The organism is Clavibacter michiganensis, from assembly GCF_002151125.1.
In the GTDB taxonomy this organism is placed as follows: domain Bacteria; phylum Actinomycetota; class Actinomycetes; order Actinomycetales; family Microbacteriaceae; genus Clavibacter; species Clavibacter michiganensis_C.
The window spans coordinates 59,664-84,215 of record NZ_MDJZ01000017.1; the positions used below are offsets into that span (position 1 = coordinate 59,664).

At 68.8% G+C, this 24,552-nt stretch carries 32 protein-coding genes; all 32 read right to left on the minus strand.

Features of this window, described 5'->3' with window-relative positions:
* Positions 1–117: 117 nt before the first annotated feature.
* On the minus strand, positions 118–693 hold the full coding sequence (gene rplO / locus BFL37_RS12100; protein WP_086515387.1) for a 50S ribosomal protein L15: 576 nt from the start codon (positions 691–693) through the stop codon (positions 118–120).
* Positions 693–875 carry a 50S ribosomal protein L30 gene (rpmD, locus tag BFL37_RS12105; RefSeq protein WP_012039289.1) on the minus strand — a complete coding sequence of 61 codons (183 nt, stop codon included), beginning with the start codon at positions 873–875 and terminating at the stop codon, positions 693–695. The genes rplO and rpmD overlap by 1 nt, the downstream gene beginning before the upstream one ends.
* On the minus strand, positions 875–1,540 hold the full coding sequence (rpsE, locus tag BFL37_RS12110) for a 30S ribosomal protein S5 (RefSeq protein WP_012039290.1): 666 nt from the start codon (positions 1,538–1,540) through the stop codon (positions 875–877). The genes rpmD and rpsE overlap by 1 nt, the downstream gene beginning before the upstream one ends.
* 35 nt (positions 1,541–1,575) lie before the next feature.
* Entirely contained in the window at positions 1,576–1,947 is a 372-nt protein-coding gene (gene rplR, locus BFL37_RS12115) for a 50S ribosomal protein L18 (protein ID WP_012039291.1), read from the minus strand.
* Between the two features lie 2 nt (positions 1,948–1,949).
* The gene (rplF, locus tag BFL37_RS12120) at positions 1,950–2,486 is read right to left on the minus strand and encodes a 50S ribosomal protein L6 (protein WP_086515388.1); all 537 of its coding nucleotides are present in this window, start codon (positions 2,484–2,486) and stop codon (positions 1,950–1,952) included.
* A gap of 4 nt (positions 2,487–2,490) precedes the next feature.
* A complete protein-coding gene (gene rpsH, locus BFL37_RS12125; protein ID WP_012039293.1) occupies positions 2,491–2,889 on the minus strand; it encodes a 30S ribosomal protein S8 in 399 nt (132 codons plus the stop codon).
* Between the two features lie 129 nt (positions 2,890–3,018).
* Positions 3,019–3,615 (minus strand): 50S ribosomal protein L5, encoded by a 597-nt coding sequence (gene rplE, locus BFL37_RS12130; protein WP_086515389.1) that lies wholly within the window; start codon positions 3,613–3,615, stop codon positions 3,019–3,021.
* Positions 3,616–3,617: 2 nt separating this feature from the next.
* Positions 3,618–3,977, minus strand: a complete 360-nt coding sequence (rplX, locus tag BFL37_RS12135) for a 50S ribosomal protein L24 (RefSeq protein ID WP_086507724.1) — start codon at positions 3,975–3,977, stop codon at positions 3,618–3,620.
* 2 nt (positions 3,978–3,979) lie between these two features.
* Positions 3,980–4,348: a 50S ribosomal protein L14 gene (gene rplN, locus BFL37_RS12140; RefSeq protein WP_086515390.1), complete on the minus strand. Its 369-nt coding sequence runs from the start codon at positions 4,346–4,348 to the stop codon at positions 3,980–3,982.
* A gap of 27 nt (positions 4,349–4,375) precedes the next feature.
* A complete protein-coding gene (gene rpsQ, locus BFL37_RS12145) occupies positions 4,376–4,672 on the minus strand; it encodes a 30S ribosomal protein S17 (protein ID WP_012039297.1) in 297 nt (98 codons plus the stop codon).
* Positions 4,673–4,674: 2 nt separating this feature from the next.
* Positions 4,675–5,001, minus strand: coding sequence for a 50S ribosomal protein L29 (gene rpmC / locus BFL37_RS12150; protein WP_086515391.1), 327 nt, complete (start codon positions 4,999–5,001; stop codon positions 4,675–4,677).
* On the minus strand, positions 5,001–5,420 hold the full coding sequence (gene rplP / locus BFL37_RS12155) for a 50S ribosomal protein L16 (protein ID WP_086515392.1): 420 nt from the start codon (positions 5,418–5,420) through the stop codon (positions 5,001–5,003). The genes rpmC and rplP overlap by 1 nt, the downstream gene beginning before the upstream one ends.
* A gap of 2 nt (positions 5,421–5,422) precedes the next feature.
* Positions 5,423–6,220 (minus strand): 30S ribosomal protein S3, encoded by a 798-nt coding sequence (gene rpsC / locus BFL37_RS12160; protein WP_012039300.1) that lies wholly within the window; start codon positions 6,218–6,220, stop codon positions 5,423–5,425.
* On the minus strand, positions 6,220–6,612 hold the full coding sequence (gene rplV, locus BFL37_RS12165) for a 50S ribosomal protein L22 (protein ID WP_086515393.1): 393 nt from the start codon (positions 6,610–6,612) through the stop codon (positions 6,220–6,222). The genes rpsC and rplV overlap by 1 nt, the downstream gene beginning before the upstream one ends.
* 25 nt (positions 6,613–6,637) lie before the next feature.
* Positions 6,638–6,919 carry a 30S ribosomal protein S19 gene (rpsS, locus tag BFL37_RS12170; protein ID WP_012039302.1) on the minus strand — a complete coding sequence of 94 codons (282 nt, stop codon included), beginning with the start codon at positions 6,917–6,919 and terminating at the stop codon, positions 6,638–6,640.
* Between the two features lie 12 nt (positions 6,920–6,931).
* Positions 6,932–7,771, minus strand: a complete 840-nt coding sequence (gene rplB, locus BFL37_RS12175; RefSeq protein ID WP_053775257.1) for a 50S ribosomal protein L2 — start codon at positions 7,769–7,771, stop codon at positions 6,932–6,934.
* Positions 7,772–7,793: 22 nt separating this feature from the next.
* Positions 7,794–8,093, minus strand: a complete 300-nt coding sequence (gene rplW / locus BFL37_RS12180) for a 50S ribosomal protein L23 (protein WP_012039304.1) — start codon at positions 8,091–8,093, stop codon at positions 7,794–7,796.
* Positions 8,090–8,746, minus strand: a complete 657-nt coding sequence (rplD, locus tag BFL37_RS12185; protein ID WP_086515394.1) for a 50S ribosomal protein L4 — start codon at positions 8,744–8,746, stop codon at positions 8,090–8,092. Before rplD ends, rplW begins: the two co-directional genes overlap by 4 nt.
* A gap of 2 nt (positions 8,747–8,748) precedes the next feature.
* A complete protein-coding gene (rplC, locus tag BFL37_RS12190; RefSeq protein WP_012297754.1) occupies positions 8,749–9,402 on the minus strand; it encodes a 50S ribosomal protein L3 in 654 nt (217 codons plus the stop codon).
* 8 nt (positions 9,403–9,410) lie between these two features.
* On the minus strand, positions 9,411–9,719 hold the full coding sequence (gene rpsJ, locus BFL37_RS12195; protein WP_012039307.1) for a 30S ribosomal protein S10: 309 nt from the start codon (positions 9,717–9,719) through the stop codon (positions 9,411–9,413).
* Positions 9,720–10,159: 440 nt separating this feature from the next.
* On the minus strand, positions 10,160–11,128 hold the full coding sequence (locus BFL37_RS12200; RefSeq protein ID WP_086515395.1) for a DNA topoisomerase IB: 969 nt from the start codon (positions 11,126–11,128) through the stop codon (positions 10,160–10,162).
* 156 nt (positions 11,129–11,284) lie between these two features.
* Positions 11,285–12,478 carry an elongation factor Tu gene (tuf, locus tag BFL37_RS12205; protein ID WP_086515396.1) on the minus strand — a complete coding sequence of 398 codons (1,194 nt, stop codon included), beginning with the start codon at positions 12,476–12,478 and terminating at the stop codon, positions 11,285–11,287.
* 113 nt (positions 12,479–12,591) lie between these two features.
* A complete protein-coding gene (gene fusA, locus BFL37_RS12210) occupies positions 12,592–14,706 on the minus strand; it encodes an elongation factor G (RefSeq protein ID WP_086515397.1) in 2,115 nt (704 codons plus the stop codon).
* Positions 14,707–14,753: 47 nt separating this feature from the next.
* A complete protein-coding gene (rpsG, locus tag BFL37_RS12215; protein ID WP_012039311.1) occupies positions 14,754–15,224 on the minus strand; it encodes a 30S ribosomal protein S7 in 471 nt (156 codons plus the stop codon).
* A complete protein-coding gene (gene rpsL, locus BFL37_RS12220; RefSeq protein WP_012039312.1) occupies positions 15,224–15,598 on the minus strand; it encodes a 30S ribosomal protein S12 in 375 nt (124 codons plus the stop codon). The genes rpsG and rpsL overlap by 1 nt, the downstream gene beginning before the upstream one ends.
* Before the next feature lie 264 nt (positions 15,599–15,862).
* The gene (locus BFL37_RS12225) at positions 15,863–16,288 is read right to left on the minus strand and encodes a DUF6121 family protein (protein WP_241534067.1); all 426 of its coding nucleotides are present in this window, start codon (positions 16,286–16,288) and stop codon (positions 15,863–15,865) included.
* A 19-nt stretch (positions 16,289–16,307) separates the two neighbouring features.
* Positions 16,308–17,285 carry a hypothetical protein gene (locus BFL37_RS12230; protein WP_086515398.1) on the minus strand — a complete coding sequence of 326 codons (978 nt, stop codon included), beginning with the start codon at positions 17,283–17,285 and terminating at the stop codon, positions 16,308–16,310.
* Between the two features lie 73 nt (positions 17,286–17,358).
* The gene (locus tag BFL37_RS12235; RefSeq protein ID WP_086515399.1) at positions 17,359–18,189 is read right to left on the minus strand and encodes an amino acid ABC transporter ATP-binding protein; all 831 of its coding nucleotides are present in this window, start codon (positions 18,187–18,189) and stop codon (positions 17,359–17,361) included.
* Positions 18,176–18,841, minus strand: a complete 666-nt coding sequence (locus tag BFL37_RS12240) for an amino acid ABC transporter permease (protein ID WP_012039316.1) — start codon at positions 18,839–18,841, stop codon at positions 18,176–18,178. Before BFL37_RS12240 ends, BFL37_RS12235 begins: the two co-directional genes overlap by 14 nt.
* A 44-nt stretch (positions 18,842–18,885) precedes the next feature.
* On the minus strand, positions 18,886–19,734 hold the full coding sequence (locus tag BFL37_RS12245; RefSeq protein WP_086515400.1) for an amino acid ABC transporter substrate-binding protein: 849 nt from the start codon (positions 19,732–19,734) through the stop codon (positions 18,886–18,888).
* 193 nt (positions 19,735–19,927) lie between these two features.
* Positions 19,928–20,407 carry a hypothetical protein gene (locus tag BFL37_RS12250; protein WP_241534095.1) on the minus strand — a complete coding sequence of 160 codons (480 nt, stop codon included), beginning with the start codon at positions 20,405–20,407 and terminating at the stop codon, positions 19,928–19,930.
* Positions 20,408–20,632: 225 nt separating this feature from the next.
* Positions 20,633–24,532 (minus strand): DNA-directed RNA polymerase subunit beta', encoded by a 3,900-nt coding sequence (locus BFL37_RS12255; protein WP_086515402.1) that lies wholly within the window; start codon positions 24,530–24,532, stop codon positions 20,633–20,635.
* Positions 24,533–24,552: the final 20 nt, after the last annotated feature.

Genomic DNA, 24,552 nt, shown 5'->3' on the forward strand with positions numbered 1-24,552 from the left:
GTCCTGCTTTCTGTGGGAGGTCCGCCGGGAGGCGGGGGTCGGGCCGACCCGATGCGGCCCCAGGTGCCGGTAGGGGCGGTCGGTTTCCCGACCGCCCCTCCCGTGCGTCCTGCAGTGCTACTTGACGGAGCCGCCTGCTGCGACGATCTTCTCCGCAGCGGAGCCGGAGACCTTGTCGACAGCAACCGTCAGCTTAACCGAGATGTCGCCGTCCCCGAGGACCTTGACCTTCTCGTTCTTGCGCACGGCACCCTTGGCGACCAGGTCGCTCGTGGTGACGTCGCCGCCGTCGGGGTAGAGCACGGCGAGCTTCTCCAGGTTCACGACCTGGTACTCGACGCGGAACGGGTTCTTGAACCCGCGGAGCTTCGGGGTGCGCATGTGCAGCGGCATCTGCCCACCCTCGAAGCCGACGCGGACCGTGTAGCGGGCCTTCGTGCCCTTGGTGCCACGACCCGCGGTCTTGCCCTTCGAGCCCTCACCGCGGCCGACACGCTGGCGTGCCTTCTTGGCCCCGGCGGCGGGACGGAGGTGGTGGACCTTGAGGACCTGCTCGCGCTTGACCGTCTCCGTCTGGCCGACCGTGGTCGTCTCAGCGGAGGCGGCGGCGGCCGCAGGGGCCTTCGCGGTCTTCTTGGGTGCGGCCTTGGGCGCCTTCACAGGCGCCTCGGCCGACTCGTTCTTCTCAGCCATCAGTCGATCTCCTCCACCTTCACCAGGTGCGCGACGGTGTTGACGTAGCCGCGGTTCTGGGCGTTGTCCTCTCGGACCACCACGGCACCGATGCGACGGAGCCCGAGGCTCCGCAGGGTGTCGCGCTGGTTCTGCTTCTCGCTGATCTTGGACTTGATCTGCGTCACTCGGAGCTGAGCCATCAGACACCTGCCTTCGCGTCGGCCTCGGCACGCTGGGCGCGGAGGATGCGGGCCGGGACGACCTGCTCCAGCTCGAGCCCACGACGAGCTGCGACGGCGCGCGGCTCCTCGAGCTGCTTGAGCGCCTCGACCGTGGCGTGCACGATGTTGATCGTGTTCGACGAGCCGAGCGACTTGCTCAGCACGTCGTGGATGCCGGCGCACTCGAGCACCGCGCGGACGGGGCCACCGGCGATGACGCCGGTACCCGCGGACGCGGGACGCAGGAGGACGACTCCGGCGGAGGCCTCACCCTGCACGGCGTGCGGGATGGTCAGGCCGATGCGGGGGACGCGGAAGAAGTTCTTCTTCGCCTCCTCGACCCCCTTGGAGATGGCGGTCGGGACCTCGCGGGCCTTGCCGTAGCCGACGCCGACCAGTCCGTTGCCGTCTCCGACGATCACGAGCGCGGTGAAGCTGAAGCGACGACCGCCCTTGACGACCTTGGACACGCGGTTGATGGTGACGACGCGCTCCAGGAACTGGCTCTTGTCGGCATCACGGCCGCCGCGGCTGTCGCGGCCGCCCTGGTTCCGGTCACGCCCGCCACGACGGCCCTCGCGGCCCTCGTTCTGCGCGGGTGCGGTGGACGCCGCGGTCTCGACGGGCGTCTCCGCCACTGCCACGACCTCGGGCTCCTTGTTGTTGTTCTCGGCTGCGCTCACAGGCTCAGACCACCCTCTCGAGCTCCTTCGGCGATGGCCGCGACGCGTCCTGCGTAGCGGTTGCCACCACGATCGAATACGACGCTCTCCACGCCGGCCGCCTTGGCGCGCTCGGCGACGAGCTCGCCGACCTTGCGCGACTTGGCGGTCTTGTCGCCGTCGAACGTGCGCATGTCGGCCTCGAGGGTCGACGCGGACGCGACGGTGTGACCACGGCTGTCATCCACGACCTGCACGAAGACGTGACGGGCCGAACGGGTGACGACCAGGCGCGGACGCAGCTCGGTGCCCTCGACCTTCTTGCGCAGGCGTGCGTGCCTGCGGCCGCGGGCGGCGGACTTGCTTTTTCCTCTAACTCCGAGAGCCATGATCACTTACCACTCTTTCCGGCCTTGCGGCGAACGTTCTCGCCGGCGTAGCGGACGCCCTTGCCCTTGTAGGGCTCGGGCTTGCGAATCTTGCGGATGTTGGCGGCCGTCTCGCCGACGAGCTGCTTGTCGATGCCGACGACGGTCATCTTGTTGACGCCCTCGACGGTGAAGCTGATGCCCTCGGGCGCCTCGACGTACACGGGGTGCGAGAAGCCGAGCGCGAACTCGACGCCCTTGTCCTTGATCGCGACGCGGTAACCCGTGCCGACGATCTCGAGGCCCTTGGTGTAGCCCGTGGTGACGCCGATGATCTGGTTGGCGATGAGGCTGCGCGTGAGGCCGTGGAGCGAGCGCGACTCGCGCTCGTCGTCGGGACGGGTGACGAGCACCTGTCCGTCCTGGACCTCGGCGCGGATCGGCTGGGCGATGGTGAGGCTCAGCTCGCCCTTGGGGCCCTTGGTCGTGACGACCTGGCCGGTGACGGTGACGTCGACCCCTGCGGGGACGTCGATGGGGAGTCTTCCGATGCGGGACATGTCGTTACCACACGTAGGCGAGGACTTCCCCACCCACGCCCTTCTTCGCAGCCTGGCGGTCCGTGAGGAGCCCCGAGGAGGTGGACAGGATGGCGACCCCGAGGCCACCGAGGACCTGGGGGATCTCCGCGGACTTCGCGTACACGCGGAGGCCGGGCTTCGACACGCGCTTGATGCCCCGGATGGAGCGCTCGCGGTCCGGGCCGAACTTGAGGCTGAGCGTCAGCGTCTGGCCGACGCGGGCGTCCGCGACGTCCCAGCCGGCGATGAAGCCCTCGGACTTGAGGATGTCGGCGATGTGCGACTTGAGCTTGGAGTGCGGCATGGAGACCGTGTCGTGGTGCGCGGAGTTCGCGTTCCGGAGTCGGGTCAGCATGTCAGCGACCGGGTCGGTCATTGTCATATCTGGTGGTGCCTCTCTCGCCTGGTTTCGTTCATCCGGACACGGATGACGACCTGTGGTGGTGGCGGCGCCGGGCGGAGGTGCCCGGCGCCGATCGTGCGGTGGTGCTGGTCGTGCGGGTGGTGCTGGTTACGGCGTGTTCTCGGGCGTCTGGAACGGGAAGCCGAGCGCCTTGAGCAGCGCGCGCCCCTCGTCGTCCGTCCGAGCGGTCGTGACGACCGTGATGTCCATGCCGCGGACCCGGTCGATGCGGTCCTGGTCGATCTCGTGGAACATGGACTGCTCGTTGAGACCGAACGTGTAGTTGCCGTTGCCGTCGAACTGCTTCGGGCTGAGCCCGCGGAAGTCGCGGATGCGGGGCAGGGCGAGGGACAGCAGCCGGTCGAGGAACTCCCACATGCGGTCGCCGCGCAGCGTCACGTGGGTGCCGATGGCCTGGCCCTCACGCAGCTTGAACTGGGCGATCGACTTGCGGGCCTTCGTGACCTGCGGCTTCTGGCCCGTGATCTTGGTGAGGTCGGCGACCGCGCCGTCGATGATCTTGCCGTCGCGAGCCGCGTCGCCGACGCCCATGTTCACGACGATCTTCGTGAGCCCGGGCACCTGGTGCACGTTCGTGAAGCCGAGATCAGCGGTCAGCTGGCTGACGATCTCGGAGCGGTACTTCTGCTTCAGGCGCGGGAGCTGCGTGCCCTCGGCCGTGCCAGCGGTTGCGGTGTCGGTCATTGCTAGAGGTCCTTACCTGACTTCTTGGCGTAGCGGACGCGGACGGTCTTGGAGACGCCGTCCTTCTCGACCTGCTCGGTCCGGAAGCCGACTCGCGTGGGCTTCTTGGACTCGGGGTCGACGAGCGCGACGTTGGAGATGTGGATGGGCGCCTCGACGGTCTCGATGCCGCCGGTCTTGGAGCCGCGCTGCGTCTGGCCGACGCGGACGTGCTTCGTGATGAAGTTCACGCCCTCGACGACGACGCGGTTGCGCTCGACCAGGACGGACAGGACGCGGCCCTGCTTGCCCCGGTCGCCGCCCTTGGCCTGCGTGCGACCCGTGATGACCTGCACGAGGTCACCCTTCTTGATGTTCGCCATGACTAAATGACCTCCGGTGCCAGCGAGATGATCTTCATGAACTTCTTGTCCCGGAGCTCGCGGCCCACCGGTCCGAAGATGCGGGTGCCGCGGGGCTCCCCGTTGCTGTTCAGGATGACGGCGGCGTTCTCGTCGAACTTGATGTACGAGCCGTCGGGACGGCGCGTCTCCTTCTTGGTGCGGACGATGACGGCCTTGACGACCTCGCCCTTCTTGACGTTTCCGCCGGGGATCGCGTCCTTGACGGTCGCGACGATGATGTCACCGAGGCCGGCGTAGCGGCGACCCGAGCCACCGAGCACGCGGATGGTCAAGATCTCCTTGGCACCCGTGTTGTCGGCGATCTTGAGGCGGGATTCCTGCTGAATCACTGTTGCTCCTTATCCAAGCAGCCGGGGCTACTTGGCCTTCTCGAGGATCTCGACCAGGCGCCAGCGCTTGGAGGCGCTGAGGGGACGGGTCTCGTTGATCAGGACCAGGTCGCCGATGCCGGCGGTGTTCGCCTCGTCGTGCGCCTTGACCTTGGAGGTGCGGCGGATGACCTTGCCGTACAGCGGGTGCTTCACGCGGTCCTCGACCTCGACGACGATGGTCTTGTCCATCTTGTCGCTGGTGACGTAGCCACGACGGGACTTGCGGTAGCCGCGGTCGGCCGTCGCGGTGTCAGCCGTGTTCTTCTCTTCGGCGTTCGCCATGATCAAGCCTCCTCAGCCTTCTCGGTGACGGCGGCGTCGTCGGCCTTCGCGGCCTTCTTCGTCGCCTTCTTCTTCTCGGGCTTCTCGGGGACCTCGACGGGGACGGGCGTGGCACGGATGCCCAGCTCGCGCTCGCGGATGACCGTGTAGATCCGAGCGATGTCGCGCTTGACCGCGCGGAGGCGGCCGTGGCTGTCGAGCTGACCGGTGGCCGACTGGAAGCGCAGGTTGAACAGCTCCTCCTTGGCCTTCTTCAGCTCTTCGACGAGTCGCTCGTCCTCGAAAGTGTCCAGCTCGACGGGGGCGAGCTCCTTGGAACCGATCGCCATTATGCGTCGCCTTCCTCGCGCTTGATGATGCGTGCCTTGAGGGGCAGCTTGTGGATGGCCCGGGTGAGCGCCTCGCGCGCCGTGACGTCGTCGACGCCGGCGAGCTCGAAGAGGACGCGACCCGGCTTGACGTTCGCGACCCACCACTCGGGCGAGCCCTTTCCGGAACCCATGCGGGTCTCGGCGGGCTTCTTGGTGAGCGGGCGGTCGGGGTAGATGTTGATCCACACCTTCCCGCCGCGCTTGACGTGACGCGTCATGGCGATTCGAGCGGACTCGATCTGGCGGTTGGTGACGTAGGCGGGCGTGAGGGCCTGGATGCCGTACTCACCGAACGACACGGTGGTGCCACCGGTCGCCTGGCCGGAACGGCCGGGGTGGTGCTGCTTGCGGTACTTGACTCGACGGGGGATCAACATGGTTACGCCTCAACTCCTGCTGCGGCGACCGGCGCTGCCTCGGCGGCCGGCGCGGTGCGCGGCGCGTTGGTGCGGCGATCTCCGGTTCGACCGTCGGAACGGTCGTTACGACGCTCGGGGCGCGACGACTTCTGGTTCGCCTGCTCGCGAGCGAGATCCTTGTTGGTGATGTCGCCCTTGTAGACCCAGACCTTCACGCCGATGCGGCCGAAGGACGTGCGGGCCTCGTAGAAGCCGTAGTCGATGTTCGCGCGGAGGGTGTGCAGCGGCACGCGGCCCTCGCGGTAGAACTCCGAACGGCTCATCTCGGCGCCGCCGAGGCGGCCGGACACCTGGATGCGGACGCCCTTGGCGCCGGCGCGCTGCGCGCCCTGCAGGCCCTTGCGCATCGCGCGGCGGAACGCCACACGACCCGCGAGCTGCTCGGCGATGCCCTGGGCGACCAGCTGCGCCTCGGCCTCGGGGTTCTTCACCTCGAGGATGTTCAGCTGGATCTGCTTGCCCGTGAGCTTCTCGAGGTCGGCGCGGATGCGCTCGGCCTCGACGCCGCGGCGGCCGATGACGATGCCCGGGCGGGCCGTGTAGATGTCCACGCGGACACGGTCACGGGTGCGCTCGATCTCGATGCGCGCCACTCCGGCGCGGTCGAGGCTCGTCTTCAGCATGGTGCGGATGCGCACGTCCTCGGCGACGTAGTCGCTGTAACGCTGCCCCTTCTTCGTGCTGTCCGAGAACCAACGCGACACGTGGTCGGTCGTGATCCCGAGACGGAACCCGTACGGGTTGACCTTCTGTCCCATTACTTGCTCGCCTTCTTCGTGGTCGTCGCCACGTCCGCCTCATCCGGCGTCGCGAGGACGACCGTGATGTGGCTGGTGCGCTTGTTGATACGGAATGCGCGACCCTGTGCGCGCGGCTGGAACCGCTTGAGGGTGGTGCCCTCGTCCACGAACGCCTTGGCGATGTAGAGGTCCTGCTCCGCGAGGAAGCTGTTGGACGCGTCGGCCTTGACCCGCGCGTTCGCCATGGCCGAGGCCACCAGCTTGTAGATCGGCTCGCTCGCGCCCTGCGGCGCGAACTTCAGGATGGCCAGGGCCTCCTCGGCCTGCTTGCCACGGATCAGGTCCACGACACGACGGGCCTTCTGGGGGGTGACGCGGATGTGACGCACGCGTGCGATCGACTCCACCATTTCTCTCCTCCTTCTCGTCGCCGCGCTAGCGGCGACGACCCTTCTTGTCGTCCTTCACGTGGCCGCGGAAGGTGCGCGTGAGCGCGAACTCGCCGAGCTTGTGTCCGACCATGGACTCCGTGACGAACACGGGGACGTGCTTGCGACCGTCGTGCACCGCGATGGTGTGACCCAGCATCGCCGGGATGATCATCGAGCGGCGCGACCAGGTCTTGATCACGTTCTTGCTGCTGGCCTCGTTCGCCGAGATCACCTTGCGGAGCAGGTGGTCGTCGACGAAGGGGCCCTTCTTCAGACTGCGTGGCATCTTCTACAACTCCTACTTGCGCTTCTTGCCGGCGTTGCGGCGGCGAACGATGAGCTTGTCGCTGGGCTTGTTGATGTGGCGCGTGCGGCCTTCCTTCTGGCCCCACGGGCTGACCGGGTGGCGTCCACCGGAGGTCTTGCCCTCACCACCACCGTGCGGGTGGTCGACGGGGTTCATCGCGACACCGCGGACGGTCGGGCGGACGCCCTTCCAGCGCATGCGGCCGGCCTTGCCCCAGTTGATGTTCGACTGCTCGGCGTTGCCGACCTCGCCGATGGTCGCGCGGCAGCGCGCATCGACGTTCCGGATCTCGCCGGAGGGCAGGCGCAGCTGGGCGTAGGGGCCGTCCTTCGCCACGAGGCGCACGGAGGCGCCGGCGGAGCGGGCCATCTTCGCGCCGCCGCCGGGGCGGAGCTCGATGGCGTGGATGACGGTACCCGTCGGGATGTTGCGCAGCGGCAGGTTGTTGCCGGGCTTGATGTCGGCCTGGGCGCCCGACTCGATCTTGTCGCCCTGCTTCAGCTTGTTCGGCGCGAGGATGTAGCGCTTCGTGCCGTCGATGAAGTGCAGGAGCGCGATGCGCGCCGTGCGGTTGGGGTCGTACTCGATGTGGGCGACGGTCGCGATGACGCCGTCCTTGTCGTTGCGCTTGAAGTCGATCACGCGGTACTGGCGCTTGTGGCCACCACCGATGTGACGGGTCGTGATCCGACCCTGGTTGTTGCGGCCACCGGTCTTGGAGAGCGGGCGGAGCAGCGACTTCTCGGGCGTCGAGCGCGTGATCTCCACGAAGTCGGCGACGGACGAACCGCGACGACCCGGGGTCGTGGGCTTGTACTTGCGAATAGCCATTGGTGTTTTCCTAGTCCCGGTCTCAGCCGACAGTCGTGAAGATGTCGATGGAGCCCGACTTGAGGGAGACGATGGCGCGCTTGGTGTCCTTGCGCTTGCCCATCCCGAACTTGGTCCGGCGGGTCTTGCCCTGCTTGTTGAGCGTGTTGACCGACGCGACCTGCACGCCGAAGATCTTCTCGATCGCGAGCTTGATCTCGGTCTTGTTCGAGCGGGGGTCCACGATGAACGTGTACTTGCCCTGGTCGATCAGGCCGTAGCTCTTCTCGGAGACGACCGGCGCGATGATGATGTCGCGGGGGTCCTTCTGGGTGGCGCTCATGCGGCAACCTCTTCCTTGGCCGTCTTCGACTCGACGAACGCGTCGAACGCGCCCTTCGTGAAGACGATGTCGTCGCTCACGAGCACGTCGTACGCGTTGAGCTGGTCGTAGGACAGCACGTGGACCGTCGGGATGTTGCGCACGCTGCGGAGGCTGACCTCGTCGGTGCGCTCCAGGACGATGAGGACGTGCTTGCTCGTGGCGATGCCGTCGAGCAGCGCGACCACGGTCTTCGTCGAGGGGACGTCTCCGGCGGAGAGGCTCTCGATGACGTGGAGGCGGGCGCCGCGCGCGCGGTCGGAGAGCGCGCCGAGCAGAGCCGCGGCGATCATCTTCTTGGGGGTGCGCTGCGAGTAGTTGCGGGGCGTGGGTCCGTGGACGATGCCACCGCCGGTCATCTGGGGGGCGCGGATCGAGCCCTGACGAGCGCGACCGGTTCCCTTCTGCTTGAACGGCTTGCGGCCGGCGCCGGAGACCTCGCCGCGGCCCTTGGTCTTGTGCGTTCCCTGGCGCGCCGCGGCGAGCTGGGCGACGACGACCTGGTGGATGAGCGGGACGTTGGTCTGCACGTCGAAGATCGACGCGGGCAGGTCGACGGAGCCGGTGACTGCACCGGTCGCGTCGAGGACGTCGAGCTGGGTGTCGGTAGCCATGACTACTTCCCCTTCACTGCGTTGCGGACGAAGACGATGCGGCCACGCGCGCCGGGCACTGCGCCCTTGACGAGCAGGAGGCCCTTCTCGGCGTCCACGCTGTGGACGACGAGGTTCAGCACGGTGACGCGCTCGCCGCCCATGCGACCGGCCATGCGCATGCCCTTGAAGACACGGCTGGGGGTCGAGGAGGCGCCGATGGAGCCGGGCTTGCGGTGGTTGCGGTGCGAACCGTGCGAGGCGGAGACGCCCTTGAAGTTGTGGCGCTTCATGACGCCGGCGAAGCCCTTGCCCTTGCTGGTGCCGACGACGTCGACCTTGGTGCCGGGCTCGAAGGCGCCGACGGTGATCTCCTGGCCGAGCGTGTACTCGGCGAAGTCGGCCGTGCGGACCTCGGTGAGGTGGCGGCGCGGCGTCACGCCGGCCTTGTCGAAGTGACCGGTGCTCGGCTTGTCGGCCTTGCGCGGGTCGATCTGGCCGTAGGCGATCTGGATGGCGCCGTAGCCGTCGACCTCGGGCGTGCGCACCTGGGTGACGACGTTCGGGGTGATCTGCACGACGGTCACGGGGATGAGCTTGTTGTTCTCGTCCCACACCTGCGTCATGCCCAGCTTCGTGCCGAGCAGACCGGTGAAAGTCCTGTTAGCGGTAGACATGGGTTCCCTTAGAGCTTGATCTCGATGTTGACGTCGGCCGGGAGGTCGAGTCGCATGAGCGAGTCGACCGCCTTCGGCGTCGGGTCGACGATGTCGATCAGACGCTTGTGCGTGCGCATCTCGAAGTGCTCGCGGCTGTCCTTGTACTTGTGGGGGGAACGGATCACGCAGATCACGTTCTTCTCCGTGGGCAGCGGCACCGGGCCGACGACCGTGGCGCCCGCGCGGGTCACCGTGTCGACGATCTTCCGGGCCGAGGAGTCGATGACCGAGTGGTCGTACGACTTAAGTCGGATGCGGATCTTCTGTCCCGCCATGTGTGACTCTCTCTCTTTCGTGCGTCATGCGGCCTCGGACCGTATTGGACGCGTGTGTCCCTCGCTCGGTGCGCTGCGCCTGATGGCGCGTCGCCTCCGTCGTGCACCCGGGCGCGCATCGTGGGACGCGGCCTCGGGCAGCTCGTGCACCCGCCCGCATGCGGGCGCGGACGAGCGGTGCTCATCCGGTGGGTGTCGTGTGCCTCTGCTCTGCTGCCCGCGGCCTAACCTGCTCCGGGAGCGACGTGCGCTCCGGGCGGCTATGCACTGCCTGGCAGTGATCCGACGTCTCGCGCGCAGGGCGGCGTGCGTCGGAATGTTGAACTAGAAGAGTTTGTCATAGTCCGGCCATGCGTGCAACCCGGGCGTGTCGCGCTCGCACCCCCGTGTTTCCGGGGCTGGCGGCGCCCCGAGGGGAGGCGCGTGGAACCCCGTCCCGCTCACCGGAACAGCAGGTTCCGGAGCTCCGTCTCCCCCGAGGCGAGGCGGTGCGGGTCGATGGTCCGGCCGTGCGCGTACTCGTCGACGAGGCGCGGATCCACGTAGCTGTTCTTCGCGATGGTCGGGGTGTTGCTCAGGACCTCCGCGGCGTCCCGGTAGGCCTGCGCCAGCGCGCGCTGCCGCTTGGCCTTCGTCTCCTCCGGTCCGTGCTTCGCGAGGCTGATCGCGGCGGCGACGGTGCCGTGCAGCGTGCGGAAGTCCTTCGCGGTGAACTCGCCGCCGGTGCGCTCGCGTACGTACTCGTTGATGTCGGCCGCGCCGAGCGGATGCCACGCGTCGCCGTCCTCGTACGCCAGCAGCCGCGCGTTCGGACCCCGGTCCTGCAGCCCCCGCACGACCTGGACGAGATCGCGGTCGCGGATGTCGCTCGACCACTCCTGGCCGCTCTTCGCGGGGAACTCGAGGTGGACGGTGTCCTCGTGGACCGTCACGTGGGAGCAGAGCAGCGTCGACAGCCCGTGGCTGCCGTTCGACTCCGTGTACCGCTCGCTGCCGACCCGGAGGCTGCCCGTGTCGAGCATCCGGAAGCCGGCGGCCAGCGCCCGCTCCCGCGTGTACCCGTCCTGGCGGAGGTGGATGGTGACCTGGCGACGGGCGGCCGGCAGCGACTCGGCGAGCTGCAGCGCGCGGTCGAACTTGATCCGGTCCTTCTGCTCGCGCCAGGTCGGGTGGTAGATGTACTGCCGGCGGCCGGCGCTGTCCATGCCCGTGGCCTGCACGTGGCCGTTCTCGTACGGCGCGATCCAGACGTCGGTCCACGCCGGCGGGATGCCGAGGTGCTCCATGCGCGCGCGGAGCGCCTTGTCGGTGACGCGGTTCCCGTCGGCGTCGAGGTACGTCCAGCCCTTGCCGGCCCTCTTGCGGGTGTAGCCCTTGCCGGTGGCGTCGCTGCGCCGGAGTCTGACCATTGATCGAACCTACGCGTCCCGCCGCCGTCGGTTAGTGCACGATGCGAGGGCTCCCGGCCAGCCGTGACACATCGAGCCCCCTTAACGGCCGACAGGGCCGGGCCATGACGGCCCGACCCTGTCGGAGGTGGTGCTGGTCGTGCTGGTGGAGCTGTGCTACTTGACGATCTTCGTGACCGTGCCGGCGCCGACGGTTCGGCCACCTTCGCGGATGGCGAAGCCGAGGCCCTCCTCCATGGCGATCGGCTGGATCAGCGCGACGTTCATGTCGGTGGTGTCGCCGGGCATGACCATCTCGGTGCCCTCGGGCAGCGTGATGACGCCGGTGACGTCGGTGGTGCGGAAGTAGAACTGCGGACGGTAGTTCGCGTAGAACGGGTTGTGACGCCCGCCCTCCTCCTTGGAGAGGATGTACGCGGTGCCCTCGAAGTCCGTGTGCGGCGTGACCGAACCCGGCTTGACGATGACCTGGCCGCGCTCGACGTCCTCGCGCTTGGTGCCGCGGAGCAGGAGCCCGCAGTTCTCGCCGGCCCAGGCCTCGTCGAGCTGCTTGTGGAACATCTCGATGCCCGTGACGGTGGTCTTGACGGTGGGACGGATGCCCACGATCTCGACGTCCGAGTTGATGGCGAGGGTGCCGCGCTCGGCGCGACCCGTGACGACGGTTCCACGACCGGTGATCGTGAAGACGTCCTCGACGGGCATGAGGAACGGCTTGTCCTTGTCGCGGACGGGCTCCGGGATGGACTCGTCGACCGCGTCCATGAGCTTGACGATCTGCTCGACCCACTTCTCGTCGCCCTCGAGCGCCTTGAGGCCGGAGACCTGGACGACGGGGGCGTTGTCGCCGTCGAAGTCCTGGCTGGAGAGCAGCTCGCGGACCTCGAGCTCGACGAGCTCGAGGATCTCCTCGTCGTCGACCATGTCGGACTTGTTGAGCGCGACGAGCAGGTACGGCACGCCGACCTGCTTCGCGAGCAGCACGTGCTCACGCGTCTGCGCCATGGGGCCGTCGGTGGCGGCGACCACGAGGATCGCGCCGTCCATCTGGGCGGCGCCCGTGATCATGTTCTTGATGTAGTCAGCGTGACCCGGGGCGTCGACGTGAGCGTAGTGACGCTTGGGCGTCTCGTACTCGACGTGCGAGATGTTGATCGTGATGCCGCGCTGGCGCTCCTCGGGAGCGGAGTCGATGGACGCGAAGTCGCGCTGCACGTTGGTCGCGGACGGGAACTTGTCCGCCAGGACCTTGGAGATCGCTGCCGTCAGCGTCGTCTTGCCGTGGTCGACGTGACCGATCGTTCCGATGTTGACGTGCGGCTTGGTCCGCTCGAACTTGGCCTTACCCACTGTGGGTCCTCCTCAGGACTCGGTTGCGGGGCGTCCGGTCGTTCCCGGACGCCCTGCGTGTTGGAGATCTTGCTTATGGTACTGAAACGGCGGATGCCGCTCGAACTGGAGGGCTACTCGCCCTTGTTCTTCTGGACGATCTCGTCGGCGACAGCCTTCGGGACCTCGGCGTAGCTGCCGAAGCTCATCGAGTACACCGCGCGGCCGGAGGTCTTGCTCCTCAGGTCGCCGACGTAGCCGAACATCTCCGACAGGGGGACGTTCGCGGTGATGACCTTCACGCCGCTCGCGTCCTCCATCGCCTGGATCTGCCCACGACGGGAGTTCAGGTCGCCGATGACGTCGCCCATGTACTCCTCGGGCGTGCGGACCTCGACGGCCATGAGCGGCTCGAGCAGCACGGGCTTCGCCTTGCGCGCGGCCTCCTTGAAGGCCATCGAGCCGGCGATCTTGAACGCCATCTCCGAGGAGTCGACGTCGTGCGCGGCGCCGTCGAGCAGCGTCGCCTTCACGCCGACCATCGGGTAGCCGGCGAGGATGCCGACCTGGAGGGCGTCCTGGATGCCCGCGTCCACCGAGGGGATGTACTCCCGGGGGACGCGACCGCCGGTGACCTTGTTGTCGAACTCGTAGGTCTTCTCCGCGGTCACCTCCATGGGCTCGATCTTGATCTGGATCTTGGCGAACTGGCCCGATCCACCCGTCTGCTTCTTGTGGGTGAAGTCGTGCTTGTCGACGGTGCCGCGGATGGTCTCGCGGTACGCGACCTGCGGCTTGCCGACGTTCGCCTCGACGTTGAACTCGCGCTTCATGCGGTCCACCAGGATGTCGAGGTGGAGCTCGCCCATGCCCTTGATGACCGTCTGACCGGTCTCCTGGTTCTGCTCGGTGCGGAAGGTCGGGTCCTCCTCGGCGAGCTTCTGGATGGCGACACCCAGCTTCTCCTGGTCGGCCTTCGTCTTCGGCTCGATGGCGACCTCGATGACGGGCTCGGGGAACGTCATCGACTCGAGGACGATCTGGTCCGTCGGGTCGCAGAGCGTGTCGCCCGTGGTCGTGTCCTTGAGGCCGATGACCGCGTAGATGTGACCGGCGGTGACCGAGTCGACCGGGTTCTCCTTGTTGGAGTGCATCTGGAAGATCTTCCCGATGCGCTCCTTCTTGCCCTTGGTCGAGTTGATGACCTGCGAGCCGCTCGCGATGTGACCCGAGTAGACGCGCACGTAGGTGAGGCGACCGAAGAACGGGTGCACCGCGACCTTGAACGCGAGCGCCGAGAAGGGCTCGGTCGAGTCCGGCTTGCGGATGATGACCTTCTCCTCGTCGCGCACGTCGTGGCCCTCCATGGGGGGCACGTCGAGCGGGCTGGGGAGGTAGTCGATGACCGCGTCGAGCATCGGCTGGACGCCGCGGTTCTTGAACGCGGAGCCGCAGAGCACGGGGTAGATCTCGCTGTTGACGGTGAGCTTGCGGATGGCGGCCTTGATCTCCGCCACCGTCAGCTCCTCGCCGCCGAAGTACTTCTCGAGCAGCACGTCGTCGGTCTCGGCGACGGTCTCGAGCAGCTTGGCCCGGTACTCGTCCGCCTTGTCCTTGAGGTCCGCGGGGATCTCCTCGATGTCGTACTTCGCACCGAGCGCGACGTCTCCCTTGGAGTCGCCCCGCCAGGTCAGCGCGCGCATCTCGACGAGGTCGACGACGCCCTCGAAGCCGCCCTCCGCGCCGATGGGCAGCTGGATGACCAGCGGCTTGGCGCCGAGGCGGTTGATGATCGTGTCGACCGTGAAGTAGAAGTCGGCGCCGAGCTTGTCCATCTTGTTGACGAAGCAGATGCGCGGCACGTCGTACTTGTCGGCCTGGCGCCACACCGTCTCGGACTGGGGCTCGACGCCCTCCTTGCCGTCGAACACGGCGACCGCGCCGTCGAGGACGCGGAGCGAACGCTCCACCTCGACGGTGAAGTCGACGTGCCCGGGGGTGTCGATGATGTTGATCTGGTTCTTGTTCCAGAAGCACGTCGTCGCGGCGGACGTGATGGTGATGCCGCGCTCCTGCTCCTGGGCCATCCAGTCCATCGTGGCGGCGCCGTCGTGGACCTCGCCGATCTTGTGAGTGATGCCCGTGTAGTACAGGATGCGCTCGGTGGTGGTGGTCTTGCCGGCATCGATGTGAGCCATGATGCCGATGTTGCGGACCTTGTTCAGGTCGGTGAGCACGTCCTGTGCCACAGGTTCCTCCGAAAGGGGTTGGTGGTGCTGTCGAACGAGGTGGTCGACTACCAGCGGTAGTGCGCGAAGGCCTTGTTCGACTCGGCCATCTTGTGGGTGTCCTCGCGGCGCTTGACCGCGGCACCGAGGCCGTTGGATGCGTCGAGGATCTCGTTGGTGAGACGCTCGGTCATGGTCTTCTCGCGACGCGACTTGGCGTACGTCGTGAGCCAGCGGAGCGCGAGGGTGTTCGCGCGGTGCGGCTTGACCTCGATCGGCACCTGGTAGGTGGAGCCACCCACGCGGCGCGAGCGGACCTCGAGGGCCGGTCGGACGTTGTCGAGCGCCTTCTTCAGCGTGACGACGGCGTCCTGGCCGTTCTTCGCGGCGACGCCGGCGAGGGCGTCGTACACGATCTTCTCGGCGAGGCCCTTCTTGCCGTCGAGCAGGATCTTGTTGACGAGCTGGCTGACGATCGGCGCACCGTAGACGGGATCTGCGACGACGGGGCGCTTGGGGGCGGGACCCTTGCGAGGCATTACTTCTTCTCCATCTTCGCGCCGTACCGGCTGCGAGCCTGCTTGCGGTTCTTCACGGCCTGCGTGTCGAGCGCGCCGCGGACGATCTTGTAGCGGACGCCGGGCAGGTCCTTCACGCGACCGCCGCGGACGAGCACCATGGAGTGCTCCTGGAGGTTGTGGCCCTCACCGGGGATGTAGGCCGTGACCTCCTGGCCGTTGCTGAGCTTGACGCGGGCGACCTTGCGCAGGGCCGAGTTCGGCTTCTTGGGCGTGGTCGTGTAGACGCGGGTGCAGACGCCGCGCTGCTGGGGGTTCGCCTTCAGGGCGGGCGCCTTGGTCTTGACGACCTTGGGCGTGCGGCCCTTGCGGACCAGCTGCTGGATGGTGGGCACTACGGGACTCCTCGATGCTGCACGGTGACAGCGGGTTGATGGTCAGCATTCGAGCCCTGAGAGCGGGATCGAGTTCAACTGGACCCGCGCGTCCGCCGACCACGGGAGTGGGAGGCGCCGGCGGGTATGCCGTGGGGGCCGGCCGAATGGACGAACCCTGAGCGGTGCGCTCCTGGTGGGCCCGCCCGCACCGACTTCACGGCACGACACGAGCGCACGCCTGAGCGCACACCCCCGCAACGATACAGTTCCGCGACTCGCCGGTCAAACGGTGGACGAGGGGCCGCGCGCCGCCAGGGCGACGGCGCCGAGCCCCAGCAGGGCCGAGATCCCGAGCACGGCGATGCCGAACGGATCCACCAGATGGCGCACGGCGAAGGCCAGGCTGGCGAACACGTCCGCGCCGCCGACGAGGTAGACGACCGCGCCGACCACGCCGTAGGCGAGCCACGCGCCCGCGCCCCAGCCGAGCACGGGCAGGACGGGGATCCGCCTGTCGCGGTCGGCCTCGCGCGCGGTGCGGACGAGCCCGCCGGCGAACACCAGCGTGGCGCTCACGACCATGACCGGCCCGAGGAGCACGCCCGCGTCCCGCTCGGGGATCACGTCGTCACCGCCGAGGAGGGCGACGAAGCCGAACACGCACACGACGAGCGCGACGTGCATGACGGCGGCCAGGAGGGGGATCACTCCCCCAGCCTGACACGCGTCAGCGGTGGTCCGGCTGCTCCTGGAGCTTCCGGTCGTACTCGGCGCGGGCCTCGACGTTCTTCGCCTTGACCCGGCGGCCGCGGGCGCTGATGCCGGCGCCCAGCCAGGTGACGAGCTCGCGGGCGAGGAAGCCCGCGAGGATCCCGTCGGGGAAGGTCACGGTGCGCTGCAGCAGGAGCGCCTGCTCGGAGGGGGCCAGGTCCATGACGCCGCCCTGGAGGAGGCGGGTGCCGACGTAGGCGGCGTAGACGAGGATCGCGACGGGCAGGCCGCCGAGGACGAACGCCCACCACTTGCCGCGGTTGACCAGGAGCGCGAGCAGCACGAAGAGGACGAGGAACGCGATGGTCGGGACGTAGAAGACGGGCGACAGCAGGTAGCGGCCGAAGACGTCGCCGAACGCGTCGGGGTTCCGCACGGAGGCCAGCAGCGCCGTGCCGAGCGAGTAGAGCAGGGCGAAGAGGATGGCGGCGACGACGGCGATGAGCACGCCGAAGCCGCGGTTGCCGCGCTTCTCCGGCGGGACGGGGGCCTGCACGTAGATGGGCTGCGACTGCGACTGGCGCGCGGCCTCGTCGTCGCGGGCGCGACGGTCGCGCTCCTCCCGCTCGCGGGCGTCCGCCTCGCGGGCCTCGCGCTCGCGGCGCTCCCGGTCCTCGACGTCGCGCTGGCGGGCCTCCGCCTCGCGGGCCTCGGCCTCACGGGCCTCGCGCTCGCGGTCGTCGCGCTCACGGGCCTCGGCGACCCGGGCGTCGGACTCGCGCTGCTCGCGCTCGCGCGCCTCGCGGTCCTCGTCGCCCGGGGCGACGAACGCCGTCTGGTCGAAGGTCGAGGTGTCGGAGCGCGCGGAGTCGGGGCTCCGGTCGGCGGGGCCGTCGTCGAAGGCGGCGGCGGCGCGCTCGTCCGGGGTGCGGGGATCCAGCGGCTGGTCGGCCTCGTCGGGCTGTCGGTGCGGGGCGGGCCTGTCGTCGGTCATGGCTCGAACCTACCTCGGCGTCGCGCCGCGGCCGGGGCGGCGTGCCGGGGAGCGCCGAGATGACCGCGCGCGGCTAGAAGGGCTCGAGGAGCCGCTGGAGGAACCGGCGCGTGCGCTCCTCGGCCGGGTGCTGCAGGATCCGCGACGGGTGCCCGCGCTCGACGACCACTCCCCCGTCCATGAAGACGACCTCGTCGGCGACCTGCCGGGCGAAGGCGAGCTCGTGCGTGACGATCACCATGGTCCAGGCCTCGTCGGCGAGCTCCTTGATGACGCTCAGCACCTCCCCCACCAGCTCGGGGTCGAGCGCCGAGGTCGGCTCGTCGAACAGCAGGATCTGCGGCCGGAGCGCCAGCGCGCGCACGATCCCCACGCGCTGCTGCTGCCCGCCGGACAGCTGGAAGGGATGCTGGTCGCGCTTGTCGGCGAGGCCCACGCGGGCGAGCAGCTCCTCCGCCTCCCGCGTGGCCTCGGCGACGGGCCGCCGCTGCACCTGCACCGGTCCCTCGATGACGTTCTCCAGCACGGTCCTGTGCGGGAACAGGTTGTACTGCTGGAAGACCATGGCCGAGCGGTCGCGCAGCGCGAGCAGCTCGCGGTGGCGCGGCTTCGCGGCGAAGTCGACGCGCAGCGGGCCGGTGGTGCCGGCGCGGGAGTCGGCGTCGGCCGCGGCGACCTCGACCACGCCCTGCTCGGGCACCTCGAGGCCGTTGAGGGAGCGGAGGACGGTGGTCTTGCCGGATCCGCTCGGGCCGATGAGCGCGGTCACGCCGCCGCGGAGGACCTCGAGGTCGATGGAGCGGAGGACCTCGTTGTCGCCGAACGACTTGCGGAGGCCGCGGACGGTGAGGACGGGCTCGCCGGTCGCGCGCGGGGCGCGGGCTGCGGGATCAGTGGGCGACATACCGGTCGAGCCTCCTCTCGAGGCGGGTCTGCGCGAAGGAGAGCACGAGGCAGACGAGCCAGTAGATCAGGGCGGCCTCGAGGTACAGGAGCATGTACTCGAAGGTCGACGACGCGATGAGCTGCGCCTGCTTGAAGAGCTCGGTCACGAGGATCACCGAGGCGAGGGACGTGTCCTTCACGAGGCTGATGAACGTGTTCGACAGCGGCGGCACGGACACGCGCGCGGCTTGGGGGACGATGATCCGGCGCAGCGTCAGCGCGCGGGACATGCCGATGGTGTGGCCCGCCTCCCACTGCCCGCGCGGCACCGAGAGGATCGACGCGCGGATGATCTCCGCCGCGTAGCCGCCCACGTTCACCGACAGGGCGATGACCGCGCTCGGCCACGGCGGCAGCACGACGCCGATGGACGGCAGGCCGTAGAAGATCACGAACAGCTGCACCAGGAGCGGGGTGCCGCGCACGACCGAGATGTAGAAGCGCGCGATCCCGGACACCAGCCGGTTGCCGTAGAGGCGCATGAGCGCGAGGCCCAGGGCGATGGCCAGCCCCAGGGCGAACGTGACGAGGGCGAGCGGGATGGTGCCGCGGATCGTCTCGAGCGCGAGCGGCCCGAAGGACGACCAGAACAGGTCCCACTCCCTCGACATGCGATCCCCTCGTCTCGTCCTCGTCCGTCAGCGTACGCGGCGGGCTACTGCGAGACGTCCGCGCCGAAGTACTCCTCGGAGATCGACGCGAGCGTGCCGTCGGCGCGGAGGTCGGCGAGGGCCTGGTCGACCGCGGCCACGAGGTCGTCGCTGCCCTTGCGGAAGACGAGCGCGCTGAGCGACGGGTCGTCGGTCTCCGCGGCCACCTGCAGGTCGGAGTCGCCCTGCTGCTTCTGGTAGTCGAGGAGCGTGAGGCGGTCGTTGATCGTCGCGTCGACGCGGCCCTGCTGGAGGAGCGTGACGGCCTGGGCGAAGCCCTCGACGGCCTCGACCCGGGCGCCGCTCTCGGTCGCGAGCTCGTTCCAGTTGCTCGTGAGCGACTGCGCGGTGGTCTTGCCGGCGAGGTCGGCGAACGAGGAGATGCCCGAGTCGGAGCCCTTCACGATGATGACGCCGGGCGAGACCGTGTACGGCTCGGAGAAGTCGTAGACCTGCTCGCGCTCGTCCGTGATGGAGATCTGGTTGGCGATGACGTCCCAGCGCCCGGCCTCGAGGCCCGCGAAGATGCCGTCGAACTGGGTCTCCTCGAAGACCGGCTCCACGCCGAGCTTCTCGGCGACCGCGGTCGCGACCTCGACGTCGTAGCCCGTGAGCGCGCCGGAGCCGGATCCCTCGTGGAAGGAGAACGGCGAGTACGTGCCCTCGGTGCCGATGACGAGCTCGCCCTTGGCCTGGACGTCGGAGAGGCTCGTCGCGGCGGCGGGGGTGCCGGAGGTGCCGTCCGCGGATCCCGTGCCCGCGTCGCCCGAGGCGCAGCCCGCGAGGCCGAGGGCGGCCGCGGCCAGGAGGCCGGTGAGGGCGAGGGAGGTACGGGGGCGGGAGCGGAGCGTCATGGGGGTCCTTGCGGTCACGGCGGATCCCCGGTGCGGGATCGCCTCGTGCGGGTGATGCGTGGGCGGTGCTGCGGCGCCTCGTCCCGGAAGCCGTCCGGGTACGCCGACCGCCATGGTCTCAACGCCGTCGCCGTGTCGGTATTCCCATGTCGTCGCATGACGGACGCCGGTCGTCGGGCGTACCGCCCGGCGGCTAGAAGAGCGGCTCGGGATCCGTGCCGTCACGGCCGTCGGGCACCGGGCCGATCTCGCCCTCCAGCTCCTGGAGGCGCAGGTTGACGAAGCGGTCGAGGGCCTGCCGGATGACCGGCGCGAGCGGTGCGAGCTCGCCCGCCATCGCGTGGTCGATCACGCGCTGGACCTCCTCCTCGCGCTCCCCGTAGTCGACGAACGCGGGCATGCCGAAGGGGTGCTCGCGGTAGACGGGCCCGCGGGTCTCGCGGTACAGGCTCTCCCTGGCCTCGCGCGCCGCCTCGGCGCGCGCGACCTCGAGCGCGGCGATGAGGGGGTGGATCGCCGTGTGGGGCGCATCCCGGGGGATGGCGTCCTGCTCCGAGAAGGGCGAGGCCTCGCAGGCGGGACAGGAACCGGATCCGCCGCTCGGCCCCGTCGGGGTCTCCGTCGCGTAGCGCAGGGCGTGCGCCCGCCACGCCAGGACCACGTCCTCCAGCATCCGCACGACGCCTCCTCGCATCCCCGGGTCGGCCGCCGCCGGGTCCCGCCCACTGTATCGCCGCGACGGCGCCCGGCCCCGCCCCGCGGTCGCGGCAGGCGCCCGGGGACGAGGAAAGGCCCCGGGGACGAGGAAAGGCCCCGGGGACGAGGAAAGGCCCCGGGGACGAGGAAGGGCCCCGCCGGAGCGGGGCCCTTCTCGTCTTGCGCTCACGCGCCGGCGTTCCTAGTTGTAGGTGCCGGGCGTGTAGTCGTCCGAGCTGAAGCTGTCGAAGTCGACGAAGCTCAGGTCGGACTCGTTGAACACCGACTCATCCGTGAAGATGCGGTTCGGATAGCGCTCGGCCTTCGCCTCCTCCGTCGCGGTGACGGTGACGTCGCGGTACTTCGCGAGCCCCGTCCCGGCCGGGATCAGCTTGCCGATGATGACGTTCTCCTTGAGGCCCATCAGCGGGTCGGACTTGCCCTCCATGGCGGCCTGCGTGAGCACGCGGGTCGTCTCCTGGAAGGACGCGGCCGACAGCCACGACTCGGTCGCGAGCGAGGCCTTGGTGATGCCCATGACCTCCTGGCGGGCGGAGGCGGTCTTCTTGCCCTCCGTCAGCGTGGCGCGGTTGACCTCGTTGTAGCGGGCCCGGTCGACCAGCTCACCGGGGAGGAGGTCCGTGTCGCCGTGCTCGACGACCGTGACCTTGCGCAGCATCTGCCGCACGATGACCTCGATGTGCTTGTCGTGGATCGGGACGCCCTGCGAGCGGTAGACGCCCTGGACACCGCCCACGAGGTGCTTCTGCACCTCGCGCACGCCCTTGACCCGGAGGACCTCCTTCGGGTCGATGGCGCCGACGTGCAGCTGCTGCCCGAGCTCGACGTGCTGGCCGTCCTCGACGAGGAGGGTCGCGCGCTTGAGCACCGGGTAGATGTGCGGCTCGTCGCCGTTGTCCGGGGTCAGGATCACCTTGCGGCTGCGATCCGTGTCCTCGATCGTGATGCGACCGGCGGCCTCCGCGATGGGCGACGCACCCTTGGGGGTGCGGGCCTCGAAGAGCTCCTGCACGCGGGGCAGACCCTGCGTGATGTCATCCGCCGATGCCACACCACCGGTGTGGAAGGTGCGCATCGTGAGCTGCGTGCCGGGCTCGCCGATCGACTGGGCCGCGATGATGCCGACGGCCTCGCCGATGTCGACGAGCTTGCCGGTGGCGAGCGAGCGGCCGTAGCAGGCCGCGCACACGCCGACGGCGGACTCGCAGGTCAGGACCGAGCGCACCTTGATCTCGTGCACGCCGGCAGCGATCAGGTGGTCGATCATGACGTCGCCGACGTCGCTGCCCGCGGGGGCGACGACCTCGCCGGCCTCGTTGACCGCGTCGGCGGCCAGCGAGCGGGCGTACACCGAGTTCTCCACGTTGGAGTCGCGGACGGACGAGCCGTCAGCGGCCTTCGTGGCGATCGGCAGGTCGAGACCGCGACCGGTGCCGCAGTCGTCCTCGCGGATGATGACGTCCTGCGACACGTCCACCAGACGACGGGTGAGGTACCCGGAGTCGGCGGTGCGCAGCGCGGTGTCGGCCAGTCCCTTCCGAGCACCGTGGGTGGAGATGAAGTACTCCGCCACCGTCAGGCCCTCGCGGTACGAGTGGACGATCGGGCGGGGGATGATCTCGCCCTTCGGGTTCGACACGAGGCCGCGCATGCCGGCGATCTGGCGGACCTGCATCCAGTTGCCTCGTGCCCCGGAGGACACCATGCGGTTGATGTTGTTGTCGGCGGGGAGGTTGTCCTCCATCGCCTTCGCGACCTCGGCGGTGGCCTTGTTCCAGATCTCGATGAGCTCCTGACGACGCTCGGCGTTCGTCGTGAGGCCCTTCTCGAACTGGCCCTGGACCTTGGCGGCCTGCTTCTCGTAGCCCGACAGGATGGCCGCCTTGGAGGGCGGGGTCAGCACGTCGGAGAGGGCGACCGTGACGCCGGAGCGCGTGGCCCAGTAGAAGCCCGCGTCCTTGATCCGGTCGAGCGCGGCCGCGACCTCCACCTTGGGGTACCGCTCGGCGAGGTCGTTGACGATCTCGGAGAGCTTGCCCTTGTCGGCGACGGCCTCGATGTAGGGGTAGTCGACCGGCAGGGTCTCGTTGAACAGCGCGCGACCGAGGGTGGTCTCGAGCAGCACGGGACCGACCGTCTTGCCCTTCTCGTCGAGCTCGACGCCCTCGGGCGCCTCGCCCTCGCCGAAGTAGATGTCGTGCAGGCGGATGCGCACCTTGGCGTTGAGGTCCAGCGAGAGCTGGTCCTTCGCCAGGATGGCCTCGGCCACCGAGCTGAACGCGCGACCCTCACCGGCGACGCCCTCCTTGAGGGTGGTCAGGTGGTGCAGGCCGATGATCATGTCCTGCGTGGGCAGGGTGACCGGGCGTCCGTCCGACGGCTTGAGGATGTTGTTCGAGGCGAGCATCAGGATGCGCGCCTCGGCCTGGGCCTCGACCGACAGGGGCAGGTGGACGGCCATCTGGTCGCCGTCGAAGTCCGCGTTGAACGCGGCGCAGACGAGCGGGTGCAGCTGGATGGCCTTGCCCTCCACGAGCTGGGGCTCGAACGCCTGGATGCCCAGGCGGTGGAGCGTGGGCGCGCGGTTGAGCAGCACGGGGCGCTCGCGGATGATCTCCTCGAGCACGTCCCAGACCTGTCCGCGGCTGCGCTCGACCATGCGCTTGGCGGCCTTGATGTTCTGGGCGTGGCTCAGGTCGATCAGGCGCTTGATGACAAACGGCTTGAACAGCTCGAGCGCCATCTGCTTGGGCAGACCGCACTGGTGCAGCTTGAGCTGCGGTCCGACGATGATGACCGAGCGGCCCGAGTAGTCCACGCGCTTGCCGAGCAGGTTCTGGCGGAACCGGCCCTGCTTGCCCTTCAGCATGTCGCTGAGGGACTTGAGCGCGCGGTTGCCGGTGCCCGTGACGGGACGACCGCGGCGGCCGTTGTCGAACAGCGCGTCGACGGCCTCCTGCAGCATGCGCTTCTCGTTGTTGACGATGATCTCGGGGGCGCCGAGATCCAGCAGACGACGGAGGCGGTTGTTGCGGTTGATCACGCGGCGGTACAGGTCGTTCAGGTCGCTGGTCGCGAACCGGCCGCCGTCGAGCTGCACCATCGGGCGCAGCTCCGGCGGGATGACCGGGACGACCTGCAGCACCATCGCGGCCGGCGAGTTGCCGGTGGCGAGGAAGGAGCTGACGACGCGCAGGCGCTTGATGGCGCGGATCTTCTTCTGGCCCTTGCCGGTGGCGATCTGCTCGCGGAGCAGCTCCCCCTCGGCCTCGAGGTCGAAGGCCTCCAGGCGCTTCTGGATCGCCTCGGCGCCCATGTGGGCCTCGAAGTAGATGCCGAAGCGGTCCTGCAGCTCGTGGAAGACGGCGTCCTCGGGCTTGAGCTCGCCGACCTTGAGGCTGCGGAACTCCTCCCAGACGCGCTCGAGACGGGAGATGTCCTCGTCGAACGCCTTGCGCGTCTGACCCATCTCCTTCTCGGCGCCGTCCTTCGCGCGGCGCTTCTGGTCGCTCTTGGCGCCCTCGGCCTCCAGCGCGGCCAGGTCGGTCTCGAGACGCCCGAGGCGCTCGGCGATCTGGCTGTCGCGCTGGTCCTGCAGGGTCTTGATCTCGAGCCGGAGCTCGTTCTCGAGGCCCGGCATGTCCTCGTGGCGAGCATCCTCGTCCACGCTGATCACCATGTAGGCGGCGAAGTAGATGACCTTCTCGAGGTCCTTCGGCGCCATGTCGAGCAGGTAGCCGAGGCGCGACGGGACGCCCTTGAAGTACCAGATGTGCGTGACGGGCGCGGCGAGCTCGATGTGGCCCATGCGCTCGCGGCGGACCGCGGACTTGGTGACCTCGACGCCGCAGCGCTCGCAGACGATCCCCTTGAAGCGCACCCGCTTGTACTTGCCGCAGGAGCACTCCCAGTCGCGGCTGGGTCCGAAGATCTGCTCTCCGAAGAGGCCGTCCTTCTCGGGCTTCAGCGTGCGGTAGTTGATGGTCTCGGGCTTCTTGACCTCACCGTGCGACCAGCGGCGGATGTCGTCGGCCGTGGCCAGGCCGATCCGCAGCTCATCGAAAGTTGTTACGTCGAGCAATTTTCCTTCTCTCCTTGGAA